Source organism: Flavobacterium limi, assembly GCF_010645075.1.
Lineage (GTDB): Bacteria > Bacteroidota > Bacteroidia > Flavobacteriales > Flavobacteriaceae > Flavobacterium > Flavobacterium limi.
On the sequence record NZ_JAADZV010000004.1, the window covers coordinates 20,040 to 40,466 of the forward strand.

At 33.8% G+C, this 20,427-nt stretch carries 19 protein-coding genes, 1 other RNA gene and 2 pseudogenes; 17 read left to right on the forward strand and 5 right to left on the reverse strand.

The features are described from left to right. The first annotated feature begins 10 nt into the window (after positions 1-10). The 12 genes and pseudogenes from GXM16_RS09515 (at position 11) to GXM16_RS23085 (ending at position 8,559) form a co-directional block, all read left to right on the forward strand. Positions 11-739 carry a hypothetical protein gene (locus GXM16_RS09515; RefSeq protein WP_229684299.1) on the forward strand — a complete coding sequence of 243 codons (729 nt, stop codon included), beginning with the start codon at positions 11-13 and terminating at the stop codon, positions 737-739. A 70-nt stretch (positions 740-809) separates the two neighbouring features. Continuing rightward, the gene (locus tag GXM16_RS09520; RefSeq protein ID WP_163394148.1) at positions 810-1,745 is read left to right on the forward strand and encodes a phage tail protein; all 936 of its coding nucleotides are present in this window, start codon (positions 810-812) and stop codon (positions 1,743-1,745) included. 57 nt (positions 1,746-1,802) lie between these two features. Further along, on the forward strand, positions 1,803-2,285 hold the full coding sequence (locus GXM16_RS09525; protein ID WP_163394149.1) for a hypothetical protein: 483 nt from the start codon (positions 1,803-1,805) through the stop codon (positions 2,283-2,285). Continuing rightward, positions 2,282-3,565 (forward strand): hypothetical protein, encoded by a 1,284-nt coding sequence (locus GXM16_RS09530; RefSeq protein ID WP_163394150.1) that lies wholly within the window; start codon positions 2,282-2,284, stop codon positions 3,563-3,565. The genes GXM16_RS09525 and GXM16_RS09530 overlap by 4 nt, the downstream gene beginning before the upstream one ends. Further along, positions 3,553-3,894, forward strand: a complete 342-nt coding sequence (locus tag GXM16_RS09535) for a hypothetical protein (protein ID WP_163394151.1) — start codon at positions 3,553-3,555, stop codon at positions 3,892-3,894. Before GXM16_RS09530 ends, GXM16_RS09535 begins: the two co-directional genes overlap by 13 nt. Then, the gene (locus GXM16_RS09540) at positions 3,876-4,352 is read left to right on the forward strand and encodes a PulJ/GspJ family protein (protein WP_163394152.1); all 477 of its coding nucleotides are present in this window, start codon (positions 3,876-3,878) and stop codon (positions 4,350-4,352) included. Before GXM16_RS09535 ends, GXM16_RS09540 begins: the two co-directional genes overlap by 19 nt. Continuing rightward, complete coding sequence (locus GXM16_RS09545; protein ID WP_163394153.1) at positions 4,342-5,478, forward strand: type II secretion system F family protein; 1,137 nt, start codon at positions 4,342-4,344, stop codon at positions 5,476-5,478. Before GXM16_RS09540 ends, GXM16_RS09545 begins: the two co-directional genes overlap by 11 nt. A gap of 165 nt (positions 5,479-5,643) precedes the next feature. Next, a complete protein-coding gene (locus tag GXM16_RS09550; RefSeq protein WP_163394154.1) occupies positions 5,644-6,321 on the forward strand; it encodes an IS1 family transposase in 678 nt (225 codons plus the stop codon). Positions 6,322-6,412: 91 nt separating this feature from the next. Then, positions 6,413-6,607: pseudogene (locus GXM16_RS09555) on the forward strand (RHS repeat domain-containing protein); the annotation flags it as partial. 183 nt (positions 6,608-6,790) lie between these two features. Beyond that, complete coding sequence (locus GXM16_RS22810; RefSeq protein ID WP_229684331.1) at positions 6,791-7,210, forward strand: HNH endonuclease; 420 nt, start codon at positions 6,791-6,793, stop codon at positions 7,208-7,210. After that, positions 7,210-7,641 (forward strand): DUF4265 domain-containing protein, encoded by a 432-nt coding sequence (locus GXM16_RS09560; protein WP_163394155.1) that lies wholly within the window; start codon positions 7,210-7,212, stop codon positions 7,639-7,641. Before GXM16_RS22810 ends, GXM16_RS09560 begins: the two co-directional genes overlap by 1 nt. 259 nt (positions 7,642-7,900) lie before the next feature. Further along, positions 7,901-8,559, forward strand: a pseudogene (locus GXM16_RS23085) (IS1 family transposase). A gap of 622 nt (positions 8,560-9,181) precedes the next feature. Here the strand turns inward: GXM16_RS23085 and ssrA are convergent. Both ssrA and GXM16_RS09575 read right to left on the reverse strand, forming a co-directional pair. After that, positions 9,182-9,578, reverse strand: a transfer-messenger RNA (tmRNA) gene (gene ssrA / locus GXM16_RS09570). 65 nt (positions 9,579-9,643) lie between these two features. Next, entirely contained in the window at positions 9,644-10,846 is a 1,203-nt protein-coding gene (locus GXM16_RS09575) for a serine hydrolase domain-containing protein (RefSeq protein WP_163394156.1), read from the reverse strand. Between the two features lie 240 nt (positions 10,847-11,086). Here GXM16_RS09575 and GXM16_RS09580 point away from each other — a divergent pair, with 240 nt between their 5' ends. Further along, complete coding sequence (locus GXM16_RS09580) at positions 11,087-12,289, forward strand: NAD(P)-dependent oxidoreductase (RefSeq protein WP_163394157.1); 1,203 nt, start codon at positions 11,087-11,089, stop codon at positions 12,287-12,289. Between the two features lie 69 nt (positions 12,290-12,358). After that, positions 12,359-13,249 (forward strand): alpha/beta hydrolase, encoded by an 891-nt coding sequence (locus GXM16_RS09585; protein ID WP_163394158.1) that lies wholly within the window; start codon positions 12,359-12,361, stop codon positions 13,247-13,249. Positions 13,250-13,364: 115 nt separating this feature from the next. Here GXM16_RS09585 and fumC read toward each other — a convergent pair whose 3' ends face one another. Further along, positions 13,365-14,750: a class II fumarate hydratase gene (fumC, locus tag GXM16_RS09590; RefSeq protein WP_163394159.1), complete on the reverse strand. Its 1,386-nt coding sequence runs from the start codon at positions 14,748-14,750 to the stop codon at positions 13,365-13,367. A gap of 326 nt (positions 14,751-15,076) precedes the next feature. Between fumC and GXM16_RS09595 the strand changes: the two genes are divergently transcribed. Continuing rightward, positions 15,077-15,256: a hypothetical protein gene (locus GXM16_RS09595; RefSeq protein ID WP_163394160.1), complete on the forward strand. Its 180-nt coding sequence runs from the start codon at positions 15,077-15,079 to the stop codon at positions 15,254-15,256. Positions 15,257-15,394: 138 nt separating this feature from the next. Here GXM16_RS09595 and GXM16_RS09600 read toward each other — a convergent pair whose 3' ends face one another. Together GXM16_RS09600 and arsC are read right to left on the reverse strand one after the other, a co-directional pair. Next, positions 15,395-17,872, reverse strand: a complete 2,478-nt coding sequence (locus GXM16_RS09600) for a TonB-dependent receptor (RefSeq protein ID WP_163394161.1) — start codon at positions 17,870-17,872, stop codon at positions 15,395-15,397. Between the two features lie 95 nt (positions 17,873-17,967). Continuing rightward, positions 17,968-18,312, reverse strand: coding sequence for an arsenate reductase (glutaredoxin) (gene arsC / locus GXM16_RS09605; RefSeq protein ID WP_163394162.1), 345 nt, complete (start codon positions 18,310-18,312; stop codon positions 17,968-17,970). Between the two features lie 116 nt (positions 18,313-18,428). Here arsC and GXM16_RS09610 point away from each other — a divergent pair, with 116 nt between their 5' ends. Further along, positions 18,429-19,364, forward strand: a complete 936-nt coding sequence (locus tag GXM16_RS09610; RefSeq protein ID WP_163394163.1) for a CPBP family intramembrane glutamic endopeptidase — start codon at positions 18,429-18,431, stop codon at positions 19,362-19,364. A 3-nt stretch (positions 19,365-19,367) separates the two neighbouring features. Further along, positions 19,368-20,411, forward strand: a complete 1,044-nt coding sequence (locus GXM16_RS09615; protein ID WP_163394164.1) for an AMP-binding protein — start codon at positions 19,368-19,370, stop codon at positions 20,409-20,411. Positions 20,412-20,427: the final 16 nt, after the last annotated feature.

Sequence of the window (20,427 nt, forward strand, 5' to 3'; positions counted from 1 at the left end):
TTTACCTACAATGAAAAACATATTTACATCTCTAGTTCTACTTATATTTTTATCTTGCCAGACCACCAAAATAAAAAATGACACTTATAAAATTGCTACTTCTTCACCGGAATTAGGCTCTATCGGGCAATCTCGAAAAAACACCAAACAGGAAAATAGTTTTGCTGTACGAACGCTTCCAAAACTCGAAAACAAAATCAGGATTACGATTGGCATTGTACCTTTTAATCGAAAATTAAATAAGGTTTATAAATCTAAAGCCAGATACAATCAGAACCAGACAAAAGTGGCGTATATAGACAGTCTTCCTAAAAAACCGGAATTGGTCACTATCAAAATACTAGACATAAACGGGCTGGTAAGCGAACTGAATGCAGCACATAACGAAGATGTCTTCCGTTTGTTAAGGGATACTGAAAACTCTAAAATTATAACTAGCATTGCAGTTAGTCTTTCAGTTGATGAAATTACCAAAATAAGACAGTCTGATGCTTATTACCTGATTAATTCTCAGGAAAAAAAATATACGATTGCCCTTTATAAATCCGGCAAGAAAACTGACGTTATTGATATTAATACCGAAAGTATCGTAGGATATCAAACCAGTAGATTTTGCTGGGCAACGAATCAAAAAAGACAATGGTACATCGCTGATATTGTTGAAGGAAGCACCAGTTGTAATGGAAATACCCAATCAAGTCTGGAGGATAAAAAAAGCAAAAGCCTTTTTGATATGTAATCCTGTCTACAATTTTGTCTCTAATAAATTCTAATGATGAGCTACTGCTTCATCTTATATCTAAATCTAAATGAATAAATATCACTTATATCCGTTTTTGTATTTCGCTTTGTTTTTATCCTTTATTTCATGTGAAGAAGTATTATTTGTAGAGGATATTTCAGACGAGGAAATTACTTTGATTACTCCTGCAAACAACAGTGTTTTATTTTCGACAGGTGTTTCATTTTCGTGGGATAAAGTTGAAAACGCAGATAAATACCACCTGCAGATTGCCAAACCCAATTTTACCAATCCAATCGAAATCGTTCTGGATACTTTGGTCTCTAAAAATTTATACAATCAACAACTCAACATTGGCAAATATGAATGGAGAATTAAAGCTGTAAATAGTGGTTATGAAACAGCTTATAAAACGTGGGCTTTTGAAATTTTAAACAATGATGATTTTCAAAACAACACCGTTGTACTTTTAACACCTAATAACAATCTCATTACAAAAAACACAGCTCAAAAGTTATCCTGGCAAAGTATCATTGGTGCAAGCGAATACCAGCTGCAAATATATGACAGCAATAACGAAATTGTTAAAGAAAACAGCGCTGCTACAACAAATTTTGATTATACGTTTCCCGATGGAAATTTTACATGGAAAGTAAGGGCCAGCAACGGAAGCAAACAAACATTGTATGCCACCAGAATAATTCTGGTAGATACAAAAGTTCCTAATACTCCCACATTGTCAAATCCTGTTGACAAAAGCACTACAACTGCTACGAATATCAATTTTCAATTTAGCAGAACAGCTATAGCGGGAAGTACAGAAAAGGACAGTATTTATGTCTATAGTGAAAGTGCCCTAACCAATCTTAAATTTAAGGATCAAGTTACCAGCCCTTATTCTAAAACCTTAACAGCCGGTTCTTATTATTGGTACGTACAAACTTTTGATCAGGCTGGGAATACAAGTGCAAAAAGTTCTGTATTTAGTTTTACTATTAATTGACGATACCAACTTCTAATTCAAAAATGAAGAAATCAAAGTAATCCTTAAGTACTATTAATGAAAAATAAAAAAAACATATACATTTTACTCCCCATCGTATTATTGGTATGGGGTGGTGTTTTGTATCAGCTTTTTTCTTTTACTTCTGAAGATGAAGTTAATGTCGTAGAGAATCGTGAATTTGCCATTAAACCATTAAAAATAAAAGAAAGACAAACTTTTGCTATTAATGTAAACTACAGAGATCCTTTTTTAGGTAAAATGTATGCTCCTGAAAAGGCGGTAAAAAAAACGCAGTCTTCAAAAGCAAACAAAAAGCCGAAACCTGAGGAAACAATAGTATGGCCAACAATTTTGTATAAAGGAATGATTTCTGATTCAAAAGATAAAAAGAAAGTTTTCATTCTTATCATTGATGGAAAGAATTATTATATGAAAACCGGAGATACCCAAAATGAAGTTTTCCTAAAAGATGGGAATAAGGAATCTGTGTATGTCAAATACAAAGGAAACCTCAACCTTATAATGCTCGGAGATTGAAGCTGATCTTTAAAATTAAATCCGGCGCCTTACAGTTTACAGTGTTTATAGCTGTTTTGATAGCTTTGCTTCTGGCAGGGCTTATTTTGTTTGCCTACACTTTTATTTATATGAAAGAGCAGTCAAAAGGCGCTGTCGAAAATATTCAGCTGGCCGATATCGGAATGCATTATTTACTGCAACAAAAAGAAATCAGTACTGATACTGCACAAATTGACTTCATCAAAAAAGAAAATCAAACTATACAAACCAACTTGTCACAATGGGGAATTTTTCAAAAAGGAATCACTGTTACCCAATTCCGAAAAAAGAAATTTATTAAAACCGCTCTCATAGGATCACTCCTAAATACAGAGGAATCCCCTACCCTATTTTTACAGGAAACTCATAATGGCTTAACCGTTGTTGGAAATACTGCCATTCGGGGAAACGCTTACTTGCCAAAACAGGGTGTCAATTCAGGTTACATTGCCGGAAACAGTTATTACGGCTCTCAATTGATTTATGGCACTATCAAAAAAAGTACAGCAGAATTGCCAAAACCTGAAAAAACAGTTTTGGATATTGTACAATATTATTTAAAAGAATACAAACTTTTAAATCATCAGGAATATATAAATTTAGACTCCGGTTCAAAAATCACTAATTCATTCAAGGATAAAACCAAAGGATATTATTCTTTAAATCCAATTGTTCTGGAAAATAAAAGTATTTCCGGAAACATCATTATCAAATCTGAGATATCCATTAAAATCAAAAAATCTTCCTTGTTAAAAGATATTATTCTCATTGCGCCAACGATAGAAATTGAAGATGAAACTACCGGTAATTTTCAAGCCATAGCTTCAAAAAAAATTACTATGGGCAAAAAATGTATCTTAAGCTATCCTTCTGCCCTGGTGCTTTTTCAGGATAATCAAAATAATCCGGATGAAACTTCGATTATTCCATTTGACAATCAGATTTTTATAGACTCCCAAAGTGTAATAAAGGGAACTGTCTCTTATATTCAGACAAAAGAAACCTCGGATTTTAAAACGCAGGTCATTTTAGAAAAAGATTCCAAAATAAAAGGTCAGGTATATTGCAATGGAAACTTCGAAATTAAAGGTACCGTTTCGGGCAGTGTTATGACAAAACAATTTTTGGCTAATCAGGCGGGGTCTATTTTTGTAAATCATATCTATAACGCAACCATTGAAAATGAAAATGTTCCAACTGTGTACGGCGGAATACTTTTAGAACAAAATCCAAAAACTGTTTTGAAATGGCTGTATTAAAAAAAATAAAATCGGCTACCCTCATCGAAGCCCTGATTGCAACAGTATTGATTGTAATCATATTTATCGTTGCTAGCCTGGTTTTGAATAATCTGGTTTTAAATACTTTTTCGAAAAATACGCATTCTGTTGAAAACAGAATTAACGAACTGCAATACGAAATCCAAAACCAATTAATCAAAATTCCGTATCAGGAAAGTTTTAAAGGCTGGGAAATTAATATTGAATCTGAAACTGTTTCTTCTAATCAGATAATAACTATTTCGGCTGTTAACAGTATAACAAAAAAAGCAATTTCAAAACAACAAATATGGCCGCAGGAAAATTAAAATCGTTTACACTTTCAGAATTGATAGTGGTAATGATAATTACTGCTATTGTTGTCGGTATGGCATTTAGTGTGCTGCGTATCGTTCAAAAACAAATTCATAAAATCCAGTCTAATTTTGAAAGAACAAGCACTTTGACCTTATTTGAGCAAAAGCTTTGGCAGGATTTTAATGAAACCCATGATGCCGTTTACTATAATGATACTCAATCGCTCGTTTTAATTTCTGAACTGGATACCATTGCATATTCTTTTCAGGAAAAATATACGATGCGAAATCTGGACACTATTCACTTAGTAATAAACCCAAATAAAGTTTTTTTTAAAGGAAAAGAAGTCAGTACCGGTATAGTTGACGCTATTAGTCTGGATGCCAAAACTGAAATTCCCGATTATGAGATCTTTGTCTCTAAAAAAAATGATATAACCTTATTTATGAATCAGGACAATGGCTTTTAAAATAGAAAATACCCCAAATAAAAAAACGGCTCAGTCTAATAAAACCAGCAGTATTGAAGAGCTGCTAAAAAAAGAAATAACTCTTTTTGGAGATTCTTTCAATAATAAAAAGAAACAGACCTTTTATCAGGAACTAGCCGTTTTACTGAAAGCAGGAGTGAGTTTTAAAGAAGGACTTTCTTTAATAATCGAATCGTTGAAGAAAACGAATGATAAGGAACTGATGCAGACGATTCTAAATGATGTGGTGAACGGAAAACCCTTTTCAGAAGCGCTGCAAAGCTCAAAATCGTTTACCGAATATGAATATTATTCCATTAAAATTGGGGAAGAAACAGGAACTACAGCTCAGGTATGTGCTGAATTAGGTCATTTTTTTGAACGCAAAAACGAGCAGAAACGAATTATTATAGCAGCCCTAACCTACCCTTCTATTGTACTGAGTACCGCGGTTTTGGTGGTCATTTTTATGTTGAGTTATGTAGTCCCTATGTTTCAGGATATCTTCAAACAAAACAATATGGAATTACCATTTCTGACACAGGTAATTGTTAAGTTATCTGGCATAACTAAAACCTATGGGATTTACTTTTTACTAATCCTGATTAGTTTTATATTTTCAACCCAATTCTTCAAAGACAATCACAAATTTAAAAGGGCAACACATTACTTTTTAATCAAAATACCTGTTCTTGGGGCTTTTATGAATAAGGTGTATCTGGCGCAATTTACACAAGCCGTAACACTCCTGACTACTGCAAAAGTTCCTTTGCTTAACAGTATCCAAATGGTAAAAAAAATGATTCAGTTTGTGCCTCTCCAGGATGCTTTGGTAAAAGTAGAAGAAAGCATCTTAAAAGGAAACAGTTTAAGCACGAGTTTAAAAAACACTCCTCTTTTTGATAATCGAATTATATCCCTCGTAAAAGTAGCAGAAGAAACCAATCAGACTGAATATGTCTTTAAACAGCTCAGCGAACAATACAATCAGGAAGTCGTGCAACAATCAAAAGTAATGACTACGGTTTTAGAACCGTTCATTATTCTTTTTGTTGGGGTTTTGGTTGCTGTTTTATTGGTTGCTATGTATTTACCTATGTTTCAACTGAGTAGTGCGATTAGTTGAAATAAAATTTATTAATCATTTTTTTAAGGTAATGTATCAGATGTGTTGGTGGTTAATTATTGCATCTAACATTTACAGAAAATCAGATATTTATAGTAATATCGCATAAAAATTAAGACAGCCCTCGGGCTGTTTTTTATTTTATAATGCCTTAAATCAAAAAAAATGGAGTCAAACCAGACTAGGTGTTGCAGATGTGTTGGTGATATTCGAAAGATGATAAAATATGGAAAAACCAAGTCTGGTAATCAAAGATATATTTGCAGAGCATGCGGGAAAACTAGAGTTGAAAATTATACATATCTGGCTTATAAGGCAGAGATAAACCAGAATATTATCCAATTAACCAAAGAAGGTTTAGGGATAAGAAGCACGGCAAGAATATTAAAAATATCAACGACAACACTATTGAAAAGAATCATCTTAATTGCCAGAAACATCGTTAAGCCGATTATCAGTAGAGGCAAAACGTATGAAGTTGATGAGCTGTGCACTTATATCAGACACAAGAAAAATTATATCTGGCTGGTTTATGCATTGGAAAAGAATTCTAAAACTGTTGTAAGTTTTAACGTTGGAAAACGAACAAATAAAACTCTGAACCGTGTTTTGGAAACTCTGAAATTATCGGAAGCAAAAAAGATATTTACAGACAAATTGAAAAATTATCGATATCTGCTTGATGAGGAGACGCATTCTGTAAAGCGTTTTGGAACAAACCATATTGAAAGAAAGAATTTGACGCTCAGAACCCATCTGAAAAGATTAAATCGACGGACAATTTGCTTCAGTAAAAGTTTAGTAATTTTTACAGCAGTTTTAAAGATTTACTTTTGGATTTGAATGATAAAACAGTAAGTTTATCCTGCAAATCACGTTCTTAAAAATTATTGTATTTAATAGGTAAAAACTTGTAAAAATAGTTGCAAACCCTTATAAGTATAAGTACAACGGAAAAGAATTGCAGGACGAGCTGGGGCTTGGGTTGTACGACTATGGAGCACGTAATTACGACCCCGCTCTTGGGCGTTGGATGAATATTGACCCTTTGGCAGAAGAAATGCCTGAATGGTCACCATATAATTATGCATTTGATAATCCTGTATATTTCATTGACCCCGATGGAATGAGCCCAACTGGAGGTCCAGTACCAAAAAGTCGTGGTGCTGCAATTGTTGCAGCAGGTTTAGGAGGTGCTGCAATGATATCTGTAGCGGGTGCAGGTCCTCAAGGAATTGTTTTAGAACCAGCTGCTGGCATAGTTGCTGTTGGTTCTCTTATAATTGGTGGTGGAGTGATGATTTGGGATGCTATGACAGGAAGTGATGATTCTCCAAGTTTATCGACATATAATGCAACTGCTGGTACAGCACCAGGTGGTAGTAAATCTACTGAAAATAAAGCTAAAGAAAAAGAAAAATCAACTACTTCGGAACCGACAAAGGCAGAAGCTAGAGCGGAAAAATTAAGTAGGAAAAAAAGAGAAGGACAGAATTTTACGAGAGCAGGAAAACAGGCAGTTATAGATGTTAATAAGGAAAAGCATAATGGAACAGTAACATGTGAAGGTTGTAAAACACCAACAACGGAAGCGAAACAAAATAAAAAAGGAGTCACTCCAGCTAGCACAGATACTAATGTTGACCACGTCATAAGAAAAAGACACGGAGGAAGTGGAACACCAGATAATGGACAAGTTTTGTGTAGAGGCTGTAATTTAAAAAAAGGATAATGAAAGAAGAAAGAAAGATACTGTTTGATTACTATGATTTAGAAGGAAATTTAGCTGTTGAGAGTGTTTGGGCAATAAAAGAAAAAAATGGATACAAAATTAAAAACATCCCCTTTTTTGTTCCAAATATCGCTTATGATGATGTAATAAGCGTTGAAGATGATAATGGGGAATTGTTTTTCGATGATATTATAAAAGAATCAGGAAATAGTACAATACAAGTAATAATCTATGATGAAATTAATTTTGAAGAAGTCACAAAAAAAATTGAAAGTTTTGGGTGCGGCTGGGAAGGAAGTCATTTAAAAGGATATATTTCCGTGAATGTACCTATGAAAATTAGTTATGCACCATTTAAGACTTTTTTAGATAGTCAAGTTGAAAATAAAAAGTTGGATTATAAAGAGTCGTGTTTAGCTCACAAAATATAACGGGTAAGGGTAGTGCTACAGATTAGGTGTTTTCATAATTTAACCACTTAACTAACTGAAAAAGAAGGTTAAATTTTAATTATTGAATAGAAATGAGACGACCAGCTGGTTGTCTCTTTCGTTCGGTAATGTATCAGATGTGTTGGTTGGTTTTATATTTCAATAAAAAAGAGACAGTCTGATGGTCGTCTCTTTCTTTTTTGTCTTTTTAATAAGCCTTAAAATGCTTTTGCTTTACCTTAGTGTTTCAAATTAGGTCATGAAAATAAAATGTAATTTTTGCAATGGTAAATGCATCAAAAATGGATTTCAATCTAACGGTAATCAGCGTTATAAATGTTGTGTTTGTCAAAAACGACAGTAGATTGACTATAGCTACAACGCATACAGAAGAGATATCAATCAAGAGATTGTTTTGTTCACAAAAGAAGGATTAGGAATAAGAAGCACTGCAAGAATATTAAAAATTTCAGCTACAACATTATTGAAAAGAATTGTTTCAATTGCAAGAAGTATTAGTAAACCAATTATCAGCAGAGGTAAAATTTATGAAGTAGATGACTGTGTACTTATATCAGGCACAAGAAAAATTATATCTGGCTGGTTTATGCATTGGAAAAGAAATCTAAAATAGTTGTGAGTTTCAATGTTGACAAACGAACCAATAAAACGCTTAACCTTGTTCTGGAAACACTGAAATTATCAGAAGCAAAAAAGATATTTACGGACAGACTTAAAAACTACAAGTATCTGATTGATGAGAAAATGCATTCGGTAAAGCCTTTTGGAACAAACCATATTGAAAGAAAGAATCTGACACTTAGAACTCATTTAAAAAGATTAAACAGACGTAAAATCTGTTTCAGCAAAAGTTTAGTTATTTTTACTGCTGTTTTAAAGATTTATTTTTGGATTTAAATTGTTCCATGATTATACAACACTATATTATCTGCATAAAAAACAACAAAACAATAGTTTTAACAATTTAGAACACTTTCAATTTCTGCAAATCTTCTACAAAAAAGTTCGACATTTGTTCGGGCATGGCTAGAAGACAAATAACGCCAATGAAAGACAGTGGATTCCATTTCATGTTTACATACTACATTAAATTTAGACATCTTTATTGTTTAGTCTCTATATCATCGTGTTCTTTTGAGAAAATTATAGCATGCATAAATTTCTATTATTCTCTAAATAAAGAAAAAATAGCATTTCAAGTTTATGGCAGAATCGTGGCACAATACGATTTAGTGAACCAAAAACTTAGTAAAAGCAAGACCATGAAAAGTTTAGGTTCGAATGGCGGAGCAAATACAACGATTATCTAACCACGGCTACGGCGGATCATAAAAGTCGAAAAATTGTAAACCTGTACTTGCACGGAATAGTCTGAACCCTATTTTTAGCATCTTAATGTTTATAGGATAATACTGAACAAATCATAAGTTAAGATTAAAGATTCTAGATAGTATTATTGTCAACTAGATTGTCAACTAAAAAATAAAAGTCCCGTAAATTATGTACTTACGGGACTTTTCAGTGGAGTCGCCGGGAATCGAACCCGGGTCCAAACAAGCAACTAAAGAGCTTTCTACACGCTTATTTCCTGATTAGATTTTCGATGTTAAGCAAGGCCAGAAACAGCCACTCAACACTTATCTTCTTAATTTTCAAAATCCACCCGAAGCTCATGGAAATCTAGGTTTATTTTTACGGTTCCCCTAAACAGAACGCCACAAACCAAGGCTTTCAAGGAGAATCCAGCTTCCCTACCTTGTAGGGACGTGGCTAATCGTACTATAATTCAGATTATGCAGCTAAAGCGTAGTTATTTTCGCCGTGTAAAAGTGTGAGATCTTATATTTACGAGCAAGGTCTCAATGCTCGACGTGCTTACTTTTCAATTCGACTTGCTGTCAAAACCAGTCGACCCCAAAAATGAGTTTGCAAATTTAGACTATTTGCAGTAACTTTTTATTAAAATTTTCAGAAAATTGTATTATTCTTCATCCTTAAACTGAAAAGGGTAATCTCCAAAAACCGGAGCCAGTTTACGAACTGCATACGTGTTTCTTGTCATTTTATTAGACAGAGCAATTATCGTTACACCTTCTTTCATAAGAGTGATATAAGAAGAAGTATTTCCGTGCCACCAGCCGTTATGAAAGTAAAAATTCTGTCCGGTTTCCCAATTGATCATTCTAATTCCGAGACCATAATTTTTGGTTCCTTTACGTTCATTACTCTGTCCGGTGTAGACCTCTTTTAATAAAGCCGGTTTTAAAAAGTCAGGTGCATTTCTTGCTCTGTCGAACTTTAAAAGATCACGGACTGTTGAAAAGATATTTTTATCACCATAAACATTATCCAGATAATCAAAACCAATTTCGACACCATTACCTTTATAAGAAGGAACAATATTTTTTCTTTCCTTATCATCATCAAAAACATAACTGTGGGTCATTCCGAGAGGTTTGAAAATCATTTGGGACATTGCTTCTTTATATGATAAGCCTGTTATCTTTTCAATAATAAGTGCCAGCATTGCGTAATTGGTATTGCAATAGGCAAAACGGGTACCTACCCTTGACTCTAACCCTACATTTTTAGTCGCCAAAATATCAAGAATATCTTTGTTTGTAAGCTGATTATGTCTGTCCCAAACCGATTTATCCCTGTCTGTGAAATAAGCATAATTTCGCATTCCGCTGCGATGACACAAGAGCATTCGAACGGTACATTCTTCGTACGGAAAGGTTTTTAAAATGGTATTTACTTTTTGGTCCAGGCCAATCTTGCCTAAATTTATTAATTTTAAAACAGCGGTTGCAGTGAGCACCTTGCTTACAGAGGCAATTTGCACAGGAGTATCGGCCGTAATTTTGGTGTCTTTATTTTTATTGGCAAAACCATTATATCTTTCAAAAATAATCTGACCATTTTTTGCTACCAAAAAACTTCCGTTCATACTGTTGTTTGGCCAGTTTTTATTGTAAAAATGATTTATTCTGCCTTTTACAGAATTAACATAGGCTACAGTTATTTTTTTTTCAGGTTCCATTGGAACCATTTTACCTAACGTATCTTTTTCTTTTACAGCTTCGTTCTGATTGTTATTTTTATCTTTTCCACAGGAACTTAAAACTAAAATTGAGAAAAGTATTTGTGGTATATTTGTTCTTTTAAGGAAAATCATTTGCATTTATTCTTTAAAAACAAATATATAGAATTCAATATTGATGATTAAAGATTTTAGCCTAAGAAAATTCTTAAGATTAACATCTGGTTAACATTTTTTTTCGTTAGCTTATTGTACATCAGACCTTAAGGATTCATAATCATTAAAAATAAGAAAACAGCAACAAAAATTTAACTATTTTTGTTACATTTAAAACAAAATAAACAAAAAAAGTTATATTATTAAATACCAAAAATCCTGTAAATGAAATTCGGAATTATCAAAGAAAGAAAAAATCCACCTGACAGACGTGTTGTATTTTCACCTGATGCATTAGCAAAACTAAAACAGCAGTATCCACAAGTAGCTGTAGTTGTAGAAAGTTCTGAAATTAGAATTTTTTCAGACTTACAATATAAAAGTATGGGAATTACAGTAGCTGATGATGTTTCGGATTGTGATGTTTTATTTGGAGTAAAAGAAGTTCCGGTTGAGAATTTAATTCCGAATAAGGCTTATTTCTTTTTTTCGCATACCATAAAAAAACAACCTTATAACAGAAAACTTTTACAGGCAGTATTAGAAAAAAACATCACATTGTACGATCATGAAACCATTGTTGATGAACATAACCGAAGATTGATTGGTTTTGGAAAGTATGCCGGAATGGTTGGTGTTTATAACGGAATTCGTGCTTTCGGAATAAAATTCGAGTTATTCAAACTTCCAAAGGCAGAAACCCTTTCAGGAAAAGACGCCCTGATTATGCATTTGAAAAGAATTACATTACCACCTTTGAAATTTGTGATTACAGGAACCGGAAAAGTAGGGAACGGTGCCCTGGAAATTTTAAAGGCAATAAAAGTAAAAGAAATCACTGTAGAAAATTATCTTACGAAAAATTACACGCAGTCTGTTTATGTGCATTTGGATGCTTTAGAATACAATAAAAGAATTGATGGTCAGATTCTTGATTTTGTAGATTTCACAAAACATCCTGAAGCTTATACCTCTGATTTTGAAAAATTCACGAAAGTAAGTGACATCTATATTGCAGGACATTTTTATGCCAACGGTGCTCCCATAATCCTGACCCAGGAAATGCTGAATGCGAAAGACTGCAAAATAAGAGTTGTTGCCGATGTTTCTTGTGATGTTAATGGACCAATTGCCAGTACACTTCGCTCTTCTACAATTGCAGAACCTTTGTATGGTTATCTCCCATCAGAAAATAAAGAAGTTGATATTTTTCATCCCGCAGCAATTGTAGTTATGGCTGTCGATAATTTGCCTTGCGAAATTCCCAAAGATGCCAGCGAAGGTTTTGGAGAACAATTTATAGAACATGTTATTCCGGCTTTTTTCAACAAAGATAAAGACGGAATCCTGCAAAGAGCTAAAATTACCGAAAATGGCAAACTGACAGAACGGTTTAGTTATTTACAGGATTATGCTGATGGGAATTAATTTGTGTTGTTTATTAATTTGTAACTATTTTTAATCCGTTAAAAAAACACTTACTATTAATCAACCAACATGAAAAAACTCGTAATCACATTTTCGATTTCATTAGTATTAAACTGTGCTCATTTATTTGCTCAAGCCAATACGGAGACTCCTTTGTATCCAAATGGTATTGAAAAAAATCCGGTAACACATCCCAACCCTGAAAAAGTAGTAGATTCTGTTATTAATCCGCTGTCGTTGTCTCATAAAAACAGGGTTATCAGTAATATTTCGGTTCCTACCTATCAATTATTTCCAGCTTCAGAACAGAACAACAAAAATATAGGAGTCGTTATATTTCCCGGTGGAGGTTTAACTGCTAATTGGGTCGATAAAGAAGGAAGTGATCTTGCAATCTGGCTTTCAGGACAAGGAATAAACTGTATGGTAGTGAAATACAGAACCAACAGAAAAGATGAAAAAGGAGAAATGATTATTCCGATGGATGATTATAAAGGAGCCGTTTATCAGGATGCGAGAACGGGTATTTTGAAAATGAAAGAACTGGCAGAAAGCCTAAAAATAGACAAAGACAAAATTGGGATTTTGGGATTTTCGGCGGGCGGCTGGCTAAGCGAACGTATTGTCATCAAGTCTACCGAAACAAAAGAAACCGTAGACTGGAAACCTTCTTTTGCCGCTTTAATTTACCATGGCAATACGTTAAGCAATTTTAAGCGAATAGACAACATTCAGTCCTTACCTCCTATTTTCATGGCGATTGCCCGAGACGATAAAAAAATGCCTGTAAAAGAAATTATTCTGGGTCTGGCTGCAATTGCTGCAGAAGTAAAAAAATCAGAACTGCATATTTATTCTAAAGGCGATCACGGTTTTGGGCTGGCTTATGATAAAGGCCATTCGGTTTCAAAATGGAAAGACAGTTTCTATGACTGGTTACTGGATATTTACAATAAATAAAAACATATTGAATCATTTGAAAATAGTATCAAAATAAAAAAGGAGAAAATTTTAAAATTTTCTCCTTTTTTTACCAATTTAATCCTGAACTAAGTCGAACTGCGTCAGTGAAAAACTACACCATTTCCTCAGGTTTGACCCAGGCATCAAAATCTTCAGAAGTTACATAACCTAAACGAACGGCTTCGTCTTTTAGCGTTGTTCCATTTTTATGAGCCGTTTGAGCGATTTCGGCAGCTTTGTAATACCCTATTTTTGTATTCAAAGCTGTTACCAGCATCAGTGAGTTATCCACTAATTCTTTGATACGTTTGTAATTAGGTTCAATTCCCTGAGCACAATGTTCATCGAACGAAACACATGCATCGCCCAATAATCTTGCTGATTGTAAAAAGTTTGCTGCCATAACAGGCTTGAAAACATTCAGTTCATAATGCCCCTGCATTCCTCCTACAGCAATTGCTACATCGTTTCCGATTACCTGAGCACAAACCATGGTTAAGGCTTCGCATTGTGTTGGATTTACTTTTCCGGGCATGATAGAAGACCCAGGTTCATTTTCCGGAATATGAATTTCACCAATTCCCGAACGCGGTCCTGAAGCCAGCATTCTAACATCATTGGCTATTTTATTTAAAGAAACGGCTAATTGTTTTAAGGCTCCGTGGGTTTCAACAATCGCATCATGTGCCGCAAGTGCTTCAAATTTATTCTCAGCTGTTATGAAAGGATGACTGGTAAATTTTGTAATATATTCGGCAACTTTTACGTCATAGCCTTTTGGCGTATTTAGCCCGGTTCCAACTGCTGTTCCTCCCAGAGCGATTTCTGATAAATGTGAAAGTGTATTTTTAAGTGCTTTTAAACCGTATGCCAATTGAGCCGCATATCCTGAAATTTCCTGACCAAGGGTCAATGGCGTTGCATCCATTAGGTGTGTACGGCCAATTTTTACAACGTCCTTAAATTCGGCTGCTTTTTTGACTAATGTTGCATGTAGTTTTTCGACTCCTGGAATTGTTGTTTCGACAACCATTTTGTAAGCCGCAATGTGCATTCCGGTTGGGAAGGTATCGTTTGACGATTGTGATTTATTGACATCATCATTGGCTTTGATAAATTGTTCGCCTTCGCCAATTTCAAATCCTTTGAGAACCTGCGCACGATTGGCGATAACTTCGTTTATGTTCATGTTACTTTGTGTACCTGAACCAGTCTGCCAGATTACCAGCGGAAACTGATCGTCTAGTTTTCCTTCTAAAATTTCGTCGCAGACAGCCCCAATGGCATCTCTTTTTTCGATTGGTAAAACACCTAAATCGTAATTGGCATAAGCGGCGGCTTTTTTAAGATAGGCAAAACCTTCAATAATTTCTTTTGGCATGGTTGCCGATGGTCCGATTTTAAAATTATTTCGGGAACGTTCTGTTTGTGCTCCCCAATATTTATCAGCCGGAACCTGAACTTCGCCCATGGTGTCTTTTTCTATTCTGTATTTCATTTGTTATTTTGTAATATGTTGTTTGAAAAATGTAAAATGTTATTTATAAGATTTGAAAACTGAAGTTTCTTTTGAAAATAAATGTCTTAGCCCTGATGAAAGCGGTATCCTTTGCTGCCGGGGTTCGGCAGTAAAGATATAGCGGACAGCAGGAAACAGCTCCTGAAAACTTATGTTGTTCTATTTTAGACACTTAAAAAAAACCTTATTTAAAATCAGTATAAATATAGAGATAATTACTCTTTTATAAAAATTGATTTGGTTTTTATTGCTAACGAAAGATATATAACCTACATTTGTCGTAACATTCAAAAATTCCGGAAAACATGTTTGAATTTTCACAGTACTTAGGTTTTTTACTTTTCTTGACCATACTAACTATAGGGTTTTGGTTGATGTTTTTCTTGGTTAGCTTTATATTTTACTGGGTAACAGGAGCTAGCTGGGAAATGTTTAAAGAAAAGAGAGCCAAAAAAAGACAAGAAGAACAATCAATTAAAATTTAATTGATTTCATAAAAAGGACCCGTGAATACGAGTCCTTTTTTTATGCTAAAAACGAATATAAATTCCAATAAAAAAGAAATTCCAAATTCCAACTTTGAAATTGGAATTTGGAATTTAAAATTTTGAGATTATACTAAATTATCCCTGGAATTCTCCCCCTTCTTCTCCACCACCATTATTTTTTGGCGCATTTTTATCCCTGTCTGTTTTCTTCATGTTTAACCTGTAGGTGAATGACAGATTGATTTGTCTTTTTCTCCATTGAAATTCACTGTAAGAATTCACACTTGACAGATTTGTTTCATTCTTCATTTTTCTGGAATTGAAAAGATCACTTACGTTTAAAGCAATGGTAGCCTTGTCTTTTAAAACATCTTTACTGAAAGCAGTATTTACTACGTAATTACCCAAACTTTTTCCCTGAGCTGTATTTCGTGGGCCGAAATACATTCCGGATAATTGCCAGTCTATTTTATATGGCAATGACAAACGGGAGTTTACTCTTCCAAACCATGAGAAAGTTTCATTATTTAAATTGGTAATAATCTCTTCACCCTGAGTATTCTCATATACATAATTCCCAGTAGTTTTGACATCTGAAAGATTAAAACTACTGTTTATTTTCCAGATTTTAAACGGTGTATAATTCAATGTAAATTCAAAACCAAACTGTTGTTCTTTTGCTAAATTAATCGGACTGCTCAAAACAACCGGATTATTACCTACAAATTGTCCTGTTTCGCTTCGGACAAATGAGAATACGTCTGTAGTGTATTCATAAAACATAGAAGTACTAAAAGTTACTTTTTCCCAGCGTTTTAAATAGCCTAAATCAAATTTATCTGTGAAAGAAGGATCTAAGTCAGGATTACCTCTAAACAAGTTGATATTGCTGGAATAATTGGTTGCCGGATTCAAGAAACGCCCTCTTGGTCTTGACAAACGCTTGCTGTAACTTAACGACACACTACTCTCATCTGATAATTCATAATTTACGAATGCACTTGGGAAAAAATTATTGTATTTTTTTGTATTATAATTTTGCGTATCTAAAAGATTTACATCAATCACAGTATCTTCCCAACGTAAACCAAACAGATAAGAAAATTTATTAACCTTGAAACCATATTGCGTATAGAAAGAATTGATACGTTCATTATACTCCAGAGTATTAGAAAGGTAGCCATCGATAGGATTACCCTGATCATCTGTGTTGACGCTATACATATTATCCATATAGTTAAAGTTTCCTTTATAACCTGCTTCGAACTGACCTCCGTTTTTTAACGGCAACACATAATCGGCCTGAAGCTGTAACTGCTCCTGCTTTTGGCTGTTAAAAGTTTCATCAATAGTTGCAGGTTCACCGCTTGCGATTGTTTCATCAGTAATATAAGCATTATCTGAATCCTTATCTGTAGAGTATGAAAAATCTAACGTTAATTTATGACCTTTATCGTCGAAGTTTTTAAGGAAATTAGATGAATATTCGAAATCTCTTCCTGTATCGTCTCCTTCACTTAATCTATATCGGGTTGAAGTAAAAACACGATTAGGATCAAAAGAATTATAATTTACCAAATCATTATTAGAACCGCTATTGTCTCTGTAGCTAATTGCATTTGTCCAGAAAGTATTTGGTGCGATTGTCCATTCAAGACCTGTCTTAGTAGATATTCCTTTTCTGAGACGTTCAGTTTTTTTGTCTTCATCAGTATATCCGATAATTTGTTTAGTATCTTTATTTAGATTAACCGAATTAGTAATCCCGGCACCTTCACTGGTTCTGTAATCATATCCGGTAGAAGTAAAAAAGTTTACTTTCTCTGTTTTGAAGTTTAAATTTGCACTTGCTCCGTAAGTTTCAGGAATTCCTCCAGAAACGATAAAACTTCCGTTGAAACCCAGATTTTTACCTTTTTTCAAAACAATATTTAGAATTCCGGCTCCCCCTTCAGCATCGTAACGCGCTGATGGATTTGTGATTACTTCAACTTTATCAATAGCGTCAGCCGGAATTTGGCGTAAGGCCTCAGCCATATTTAATGCATTTGAAGGACGCCCATCAATAAAAATCCGGACATTTTCATTTCCGCGTAAACTTACATTTCCTTCAACGTCTACAGAAACTGACGGGACATTTTCAAGTACATCGCTTACAGTCCCTCCTTTTACAATCATATCCTGACCTACATTGTAAACCTTTTTGTCCAGTTTAATTTCAACTGTAGACTTTTCAGCACGAACCACAACTTCATTTAATTGTGCAGCATCTTCAGACAGATTTACAACTCCTAAGTTCGTATCGCCAGAAATATTTTTCCCTTTGATTTCAGTTGATTTGAATGAAATAAATTCAATTTTTATATCGTAAGTTCCTGGGGCAACAGCTACTTCAAATTCTCCTTTTGGATTTGTGATCCCTCCGGCAATTACTTTATTTTCATTAGTTTTTGTAATAGAAACAGTAGCATATTCCAGCGGTTGCTTGGTTACTTTTTCTAGAACTTTCCCTGTAACTTTTACTTTGTTTTGACCCGAAGGCGGTTGTTGTGCATAATTCCATAATCCTGAAAACAGGAATAAGATTACTATTGCAAATTTGATTTTTTTCATTAGTTTTCTGGTATTTCTTTTTCTTTTAGACCGCAAATATAACTTTTGGTTTAAAAGCAGAAATCACAAAAAAATGTTAACAACCTATTTTATAATCATTTCAAAAAAGCAGCAAGCTTATCCGGATCACGTCCAATAATCGCTTTTCCGTCTTTAATTACGATTGGTCTTTCAATTAAAATTGGATTATCAATCATTGCCTGAATGACTTCTGAATCAGTGAGTGTTTTATCTTTGTAATTTTCGGTCCAGATTTTCTCTTTGGTTCTCACTAATTCTATTGGCTGCAGATTTAATTTTCCGATTAAAGTTTTCAGTTCTTCAAAAGAAGGTGTATCTGTAAGATAAGGGATAATTTCATATTCTAATTTTGCTTCTTCAGCAAAAGCCAGACAAGTTCTTGATTTTCCACATCTGGGATTATGATAAATTTGTATCATTTTATTTTATTTTTTTAAGATGTTGTAAAATAATTGCTTTAAAAAAAGGTATTTTAGCAATCCCCAAAAATAAGATTTACTTATTAATTATAACTTCATTTTAAATTTTAAATAACATGTTTTTAGAACAAGCTATTAAGCCTGAAAATAATTTTGGGAAGTATATTTTAGGCTCTGTAATTATAATCATATGTTCATTTGTTGGTCAGATTCCTTTTACTCTGGCATTGGTTTACAAAAGTTTTACAGATAAAACTGCGATTCCATCGGACAATGATTCGGCAATGAAAATATTTGAACCCAATCTTACTTTATTTTTGGTTATGATTTCATTTGCTTTCGCTTTAGCTGGTGTTTATTATGTTGTCAGACATCTTCATAACCAAAGCTTCTTATCCATTACGACCTCCCGAAGAGCAGTAGATATCAAACGTATTCTATTTTCATTTTTATTATGGGCGGGATTTTCAATAGTCAGCTTTTTGTTTGTTTATTTCGAATCTCCTGAACAATTTATTTTGAATTTCAAACCCATTCCCTTCCTTATTCTTTTAGTGATCGGAACCCTATTAATACCGATACAAACCAGTACTGAAGAGTATGTTTTCAGGGGATACCTTATGCAGGGATTTGCCGGTTTAGCACGGAACAGATGGTTTCCTTTGTTAATGACCTCCCTTATATTTGGTTCTATGCACTGGTTTAATCCTGAAGTAACTAAAATGGGGCCTATTATTATGGTTTATTATATAGGTACAGGTTTATTTTTAGGAATCATTACATTAATGGATGAAGGAATGGAACTGGCACTTGGTTTTCACGCTGCAAATAATCTGATCGGTGCTTTACTGGTAACCTCAGACTGGTCGGTTTTTCAAACCCATTCTGTCTTTATAGATTTATCTGAACCTTCTGCTGGTTTTGATGTTATTTTGCCGGTAGTGATTGTCTACCCCATTTTGCTTTTTATTTTTAGCAAAAAATACAATTGGAAAAACTGGAAAGAAAAATTAACCGGTGATATAACTGTTACAGAAATAATAAACTATTAAGTCATGATTCAATTAACTCATAAAAACGTTCACAATTATTTTAAAATAAATGGCGATCACCTTAATGGAGATGAACTCCGTAGTGTTGCTTATAGTTTTATCAAAGAAGGTGATCCTAACGAACAGGCAATTGGGGAATTTCTATTAGACTGGTTTGATGAAAAACAGTATATTGAGATGAAGACATCCGGAACCACAGGTCTTCCTAAATTAGTCCGACTGCAGAAACAGGCCATGATACAATCGGCATTAGCAACCGGGGATTTTTTCGATTTAAAACCCGGAGATAAAGCCTTGCTTTGTTTACCCGTAAAATTTATTGCAGGAAAAATGATGCTGGTCAGAAGCTTAATCTTAGGTCTGGATTTACATATTACAGAACCTAGCACAGAACCTTTAGCACTAAATAAAGTCATCTATGATTTTGTGGCAATGGTACCATTACAAGTCCAAAATTCGATTAGAGCTTTAAATAAAGTTAAAAAACTTATAGTTGGCGGTGCAAAAATGGATGCAGGATTAGAAGAAAAACTTTTGCCATTAAAAACAGTAGTTTATGAAACTTATGGCATGACCGAAACAATTACTCATATTGCTGCCAGAAAAGTCGGTGAAAAAGTTTTCACAGTCCTGCCAAATATAAAAATCAGCAAAGACAATAAAGGATGTTTAATGATTAGCATACCATCCATTTCTGAAGAACCTATTATTACAAATGATTTAATAGAACTAATAAAAGAAAACCAATTTACTTTTTTAGGCAGAATCGATAATGTAATCAATAGTGGTGGAGTAAAATTAATTCCGGAACAAATTGAAGCAAAACTGATTGGTAAAATCAATTCCAGATTTTTTGTAACCGGAATTCCGGATTCTATTTTAGGCGAAAAATTAATTTTGGTTATTGAGGGAGAAAAACAAGATTTTCAAGTTGATTTTTTTGACGGCCTAGATAAATATGAAAAACCGAAAGAAATCGTTTTTATTCCTAAATTTAAAGAAAATGAAAACGGAAAACTGCTCCGTAAGCCAAGCTTACAGCCTTAAAATCCAATAAAAAAAT

Coding starts and splice junctions, on each gene's coding strand:
- GXM16_RS09515 (WP_229684299.1), top strand. CDS start 11: ATGAAAAACATATTTACATCTCTAGTTCTACTTATATTTTTATCTTGC.
- GXM16_RS09520 (WP_163394148.1), top strand. CDS start 810: ATGAATAAATATCACTTATATCCGTTTTTGTATTTCGCTTTGTTTTTA.
- GXM16_RS09525 (WP_163394149.1), top strand. CDS start 1,803: ATGAAAAATAAAAAAAACATATACATTTTACTCCCCATCGTATTATTG.
- GXM16_RS09535 (WP_163394151.1), top strand. CDS start 3,553: ATGGCTGTATTAAAAAAAATAAAATCGGCTACCCTCATCGAAGCCCTG.
- GXM16_RS09540 (WP_163394152.1), top strand. CDS start 3,876: ATGGCCGCAGGAAAATTAAAATCGTTTACACTTTCAGAATTGATAGTG.
- GXM16_RS09545 (WP_163394153.1), top strand. CDS start 4,342: ATGGCTTTTAAAATAGAAAATACCCCAAATAAAAAAACGGCTCAGTCT.
- GXM16_RS09550 (WP_163394154.1), top strand. CDS start 5,644: ATGGAGTCAAACCAGACTAGGTGTTGCAGATGTGTTGGTGATATTCGA.
- GXM16_RS22810 (WP_229684331.1), top strand. CDS start 6,791: ATGACAGGAAGTGATGATTCTCCAAGTTTATCGACATATAATGCAACT.
- GXM16_RS09560 (WP_163394155.1), top strand. CDS start 7,210: ATGAAAGAAGAAAGAAAGATACTGTTTGATTACTATGATTTAGAAGGA.
- GXM16_RS09575 (WP_163394156.1), bottom strand. CDS start 10,846: ATGCAAATGATTTTCCTTAAAAGAACAAATATACCACAAATACTTTTC.
- GXM16_RS09580 (WP_163394157.1), top strand. CDS start 11,087: ATGAAATTCGGAATTATCAAAGAAAGAAAAAATCCACCTGACAGACGT.
- GXM16_RS09585 (WP_163394158.1), top strand. CDS start 12,359: ATGAAAAAACTCGTAATCACATTTTCGATTTCATTAGTATTAAACTGT.
- fumC (WP_163394159.1), bottom strand. CDS start 14,750: ATGAAATACAGAATAGAAAAAGACACCATGGGCGAAGTTCAGGTTCCG.
- GXM16_RS09595 (WP_163394160.1), top strand. CDS start 15,077: ATGTTTGAATTTTCACAGTACTTAGGTTTTTTACTTTTCTTGACCATA.
- GXM16_RS09600 (WP_163394161.1), bottom strand. CDS start 17,872: ATGAAAAAAATCAAATTTGCAATAGTAATCTTATTCCTGTTTTCAGGA.
- arsC (WP_163394162.1), bottom strand. CDS start 18,312: ATGATACAAATTTATCATAATCCCAGATGTGGAAAATCAAGAACTTGT.
- GXM16_RS09610 (WP_163394163.1), top strand. CDS start 18,429: ATGTTTTTAGAACAAGCTATTAAGCCTGAAAATAATTTTGGGAAGTAT.
- GXM16_RS09615 (WP_163394164.1), top strand. CDS start 19,368: ATGATTCAATTAACTCATAAAAACGTTCACAATTATTTTAAAATAAAT.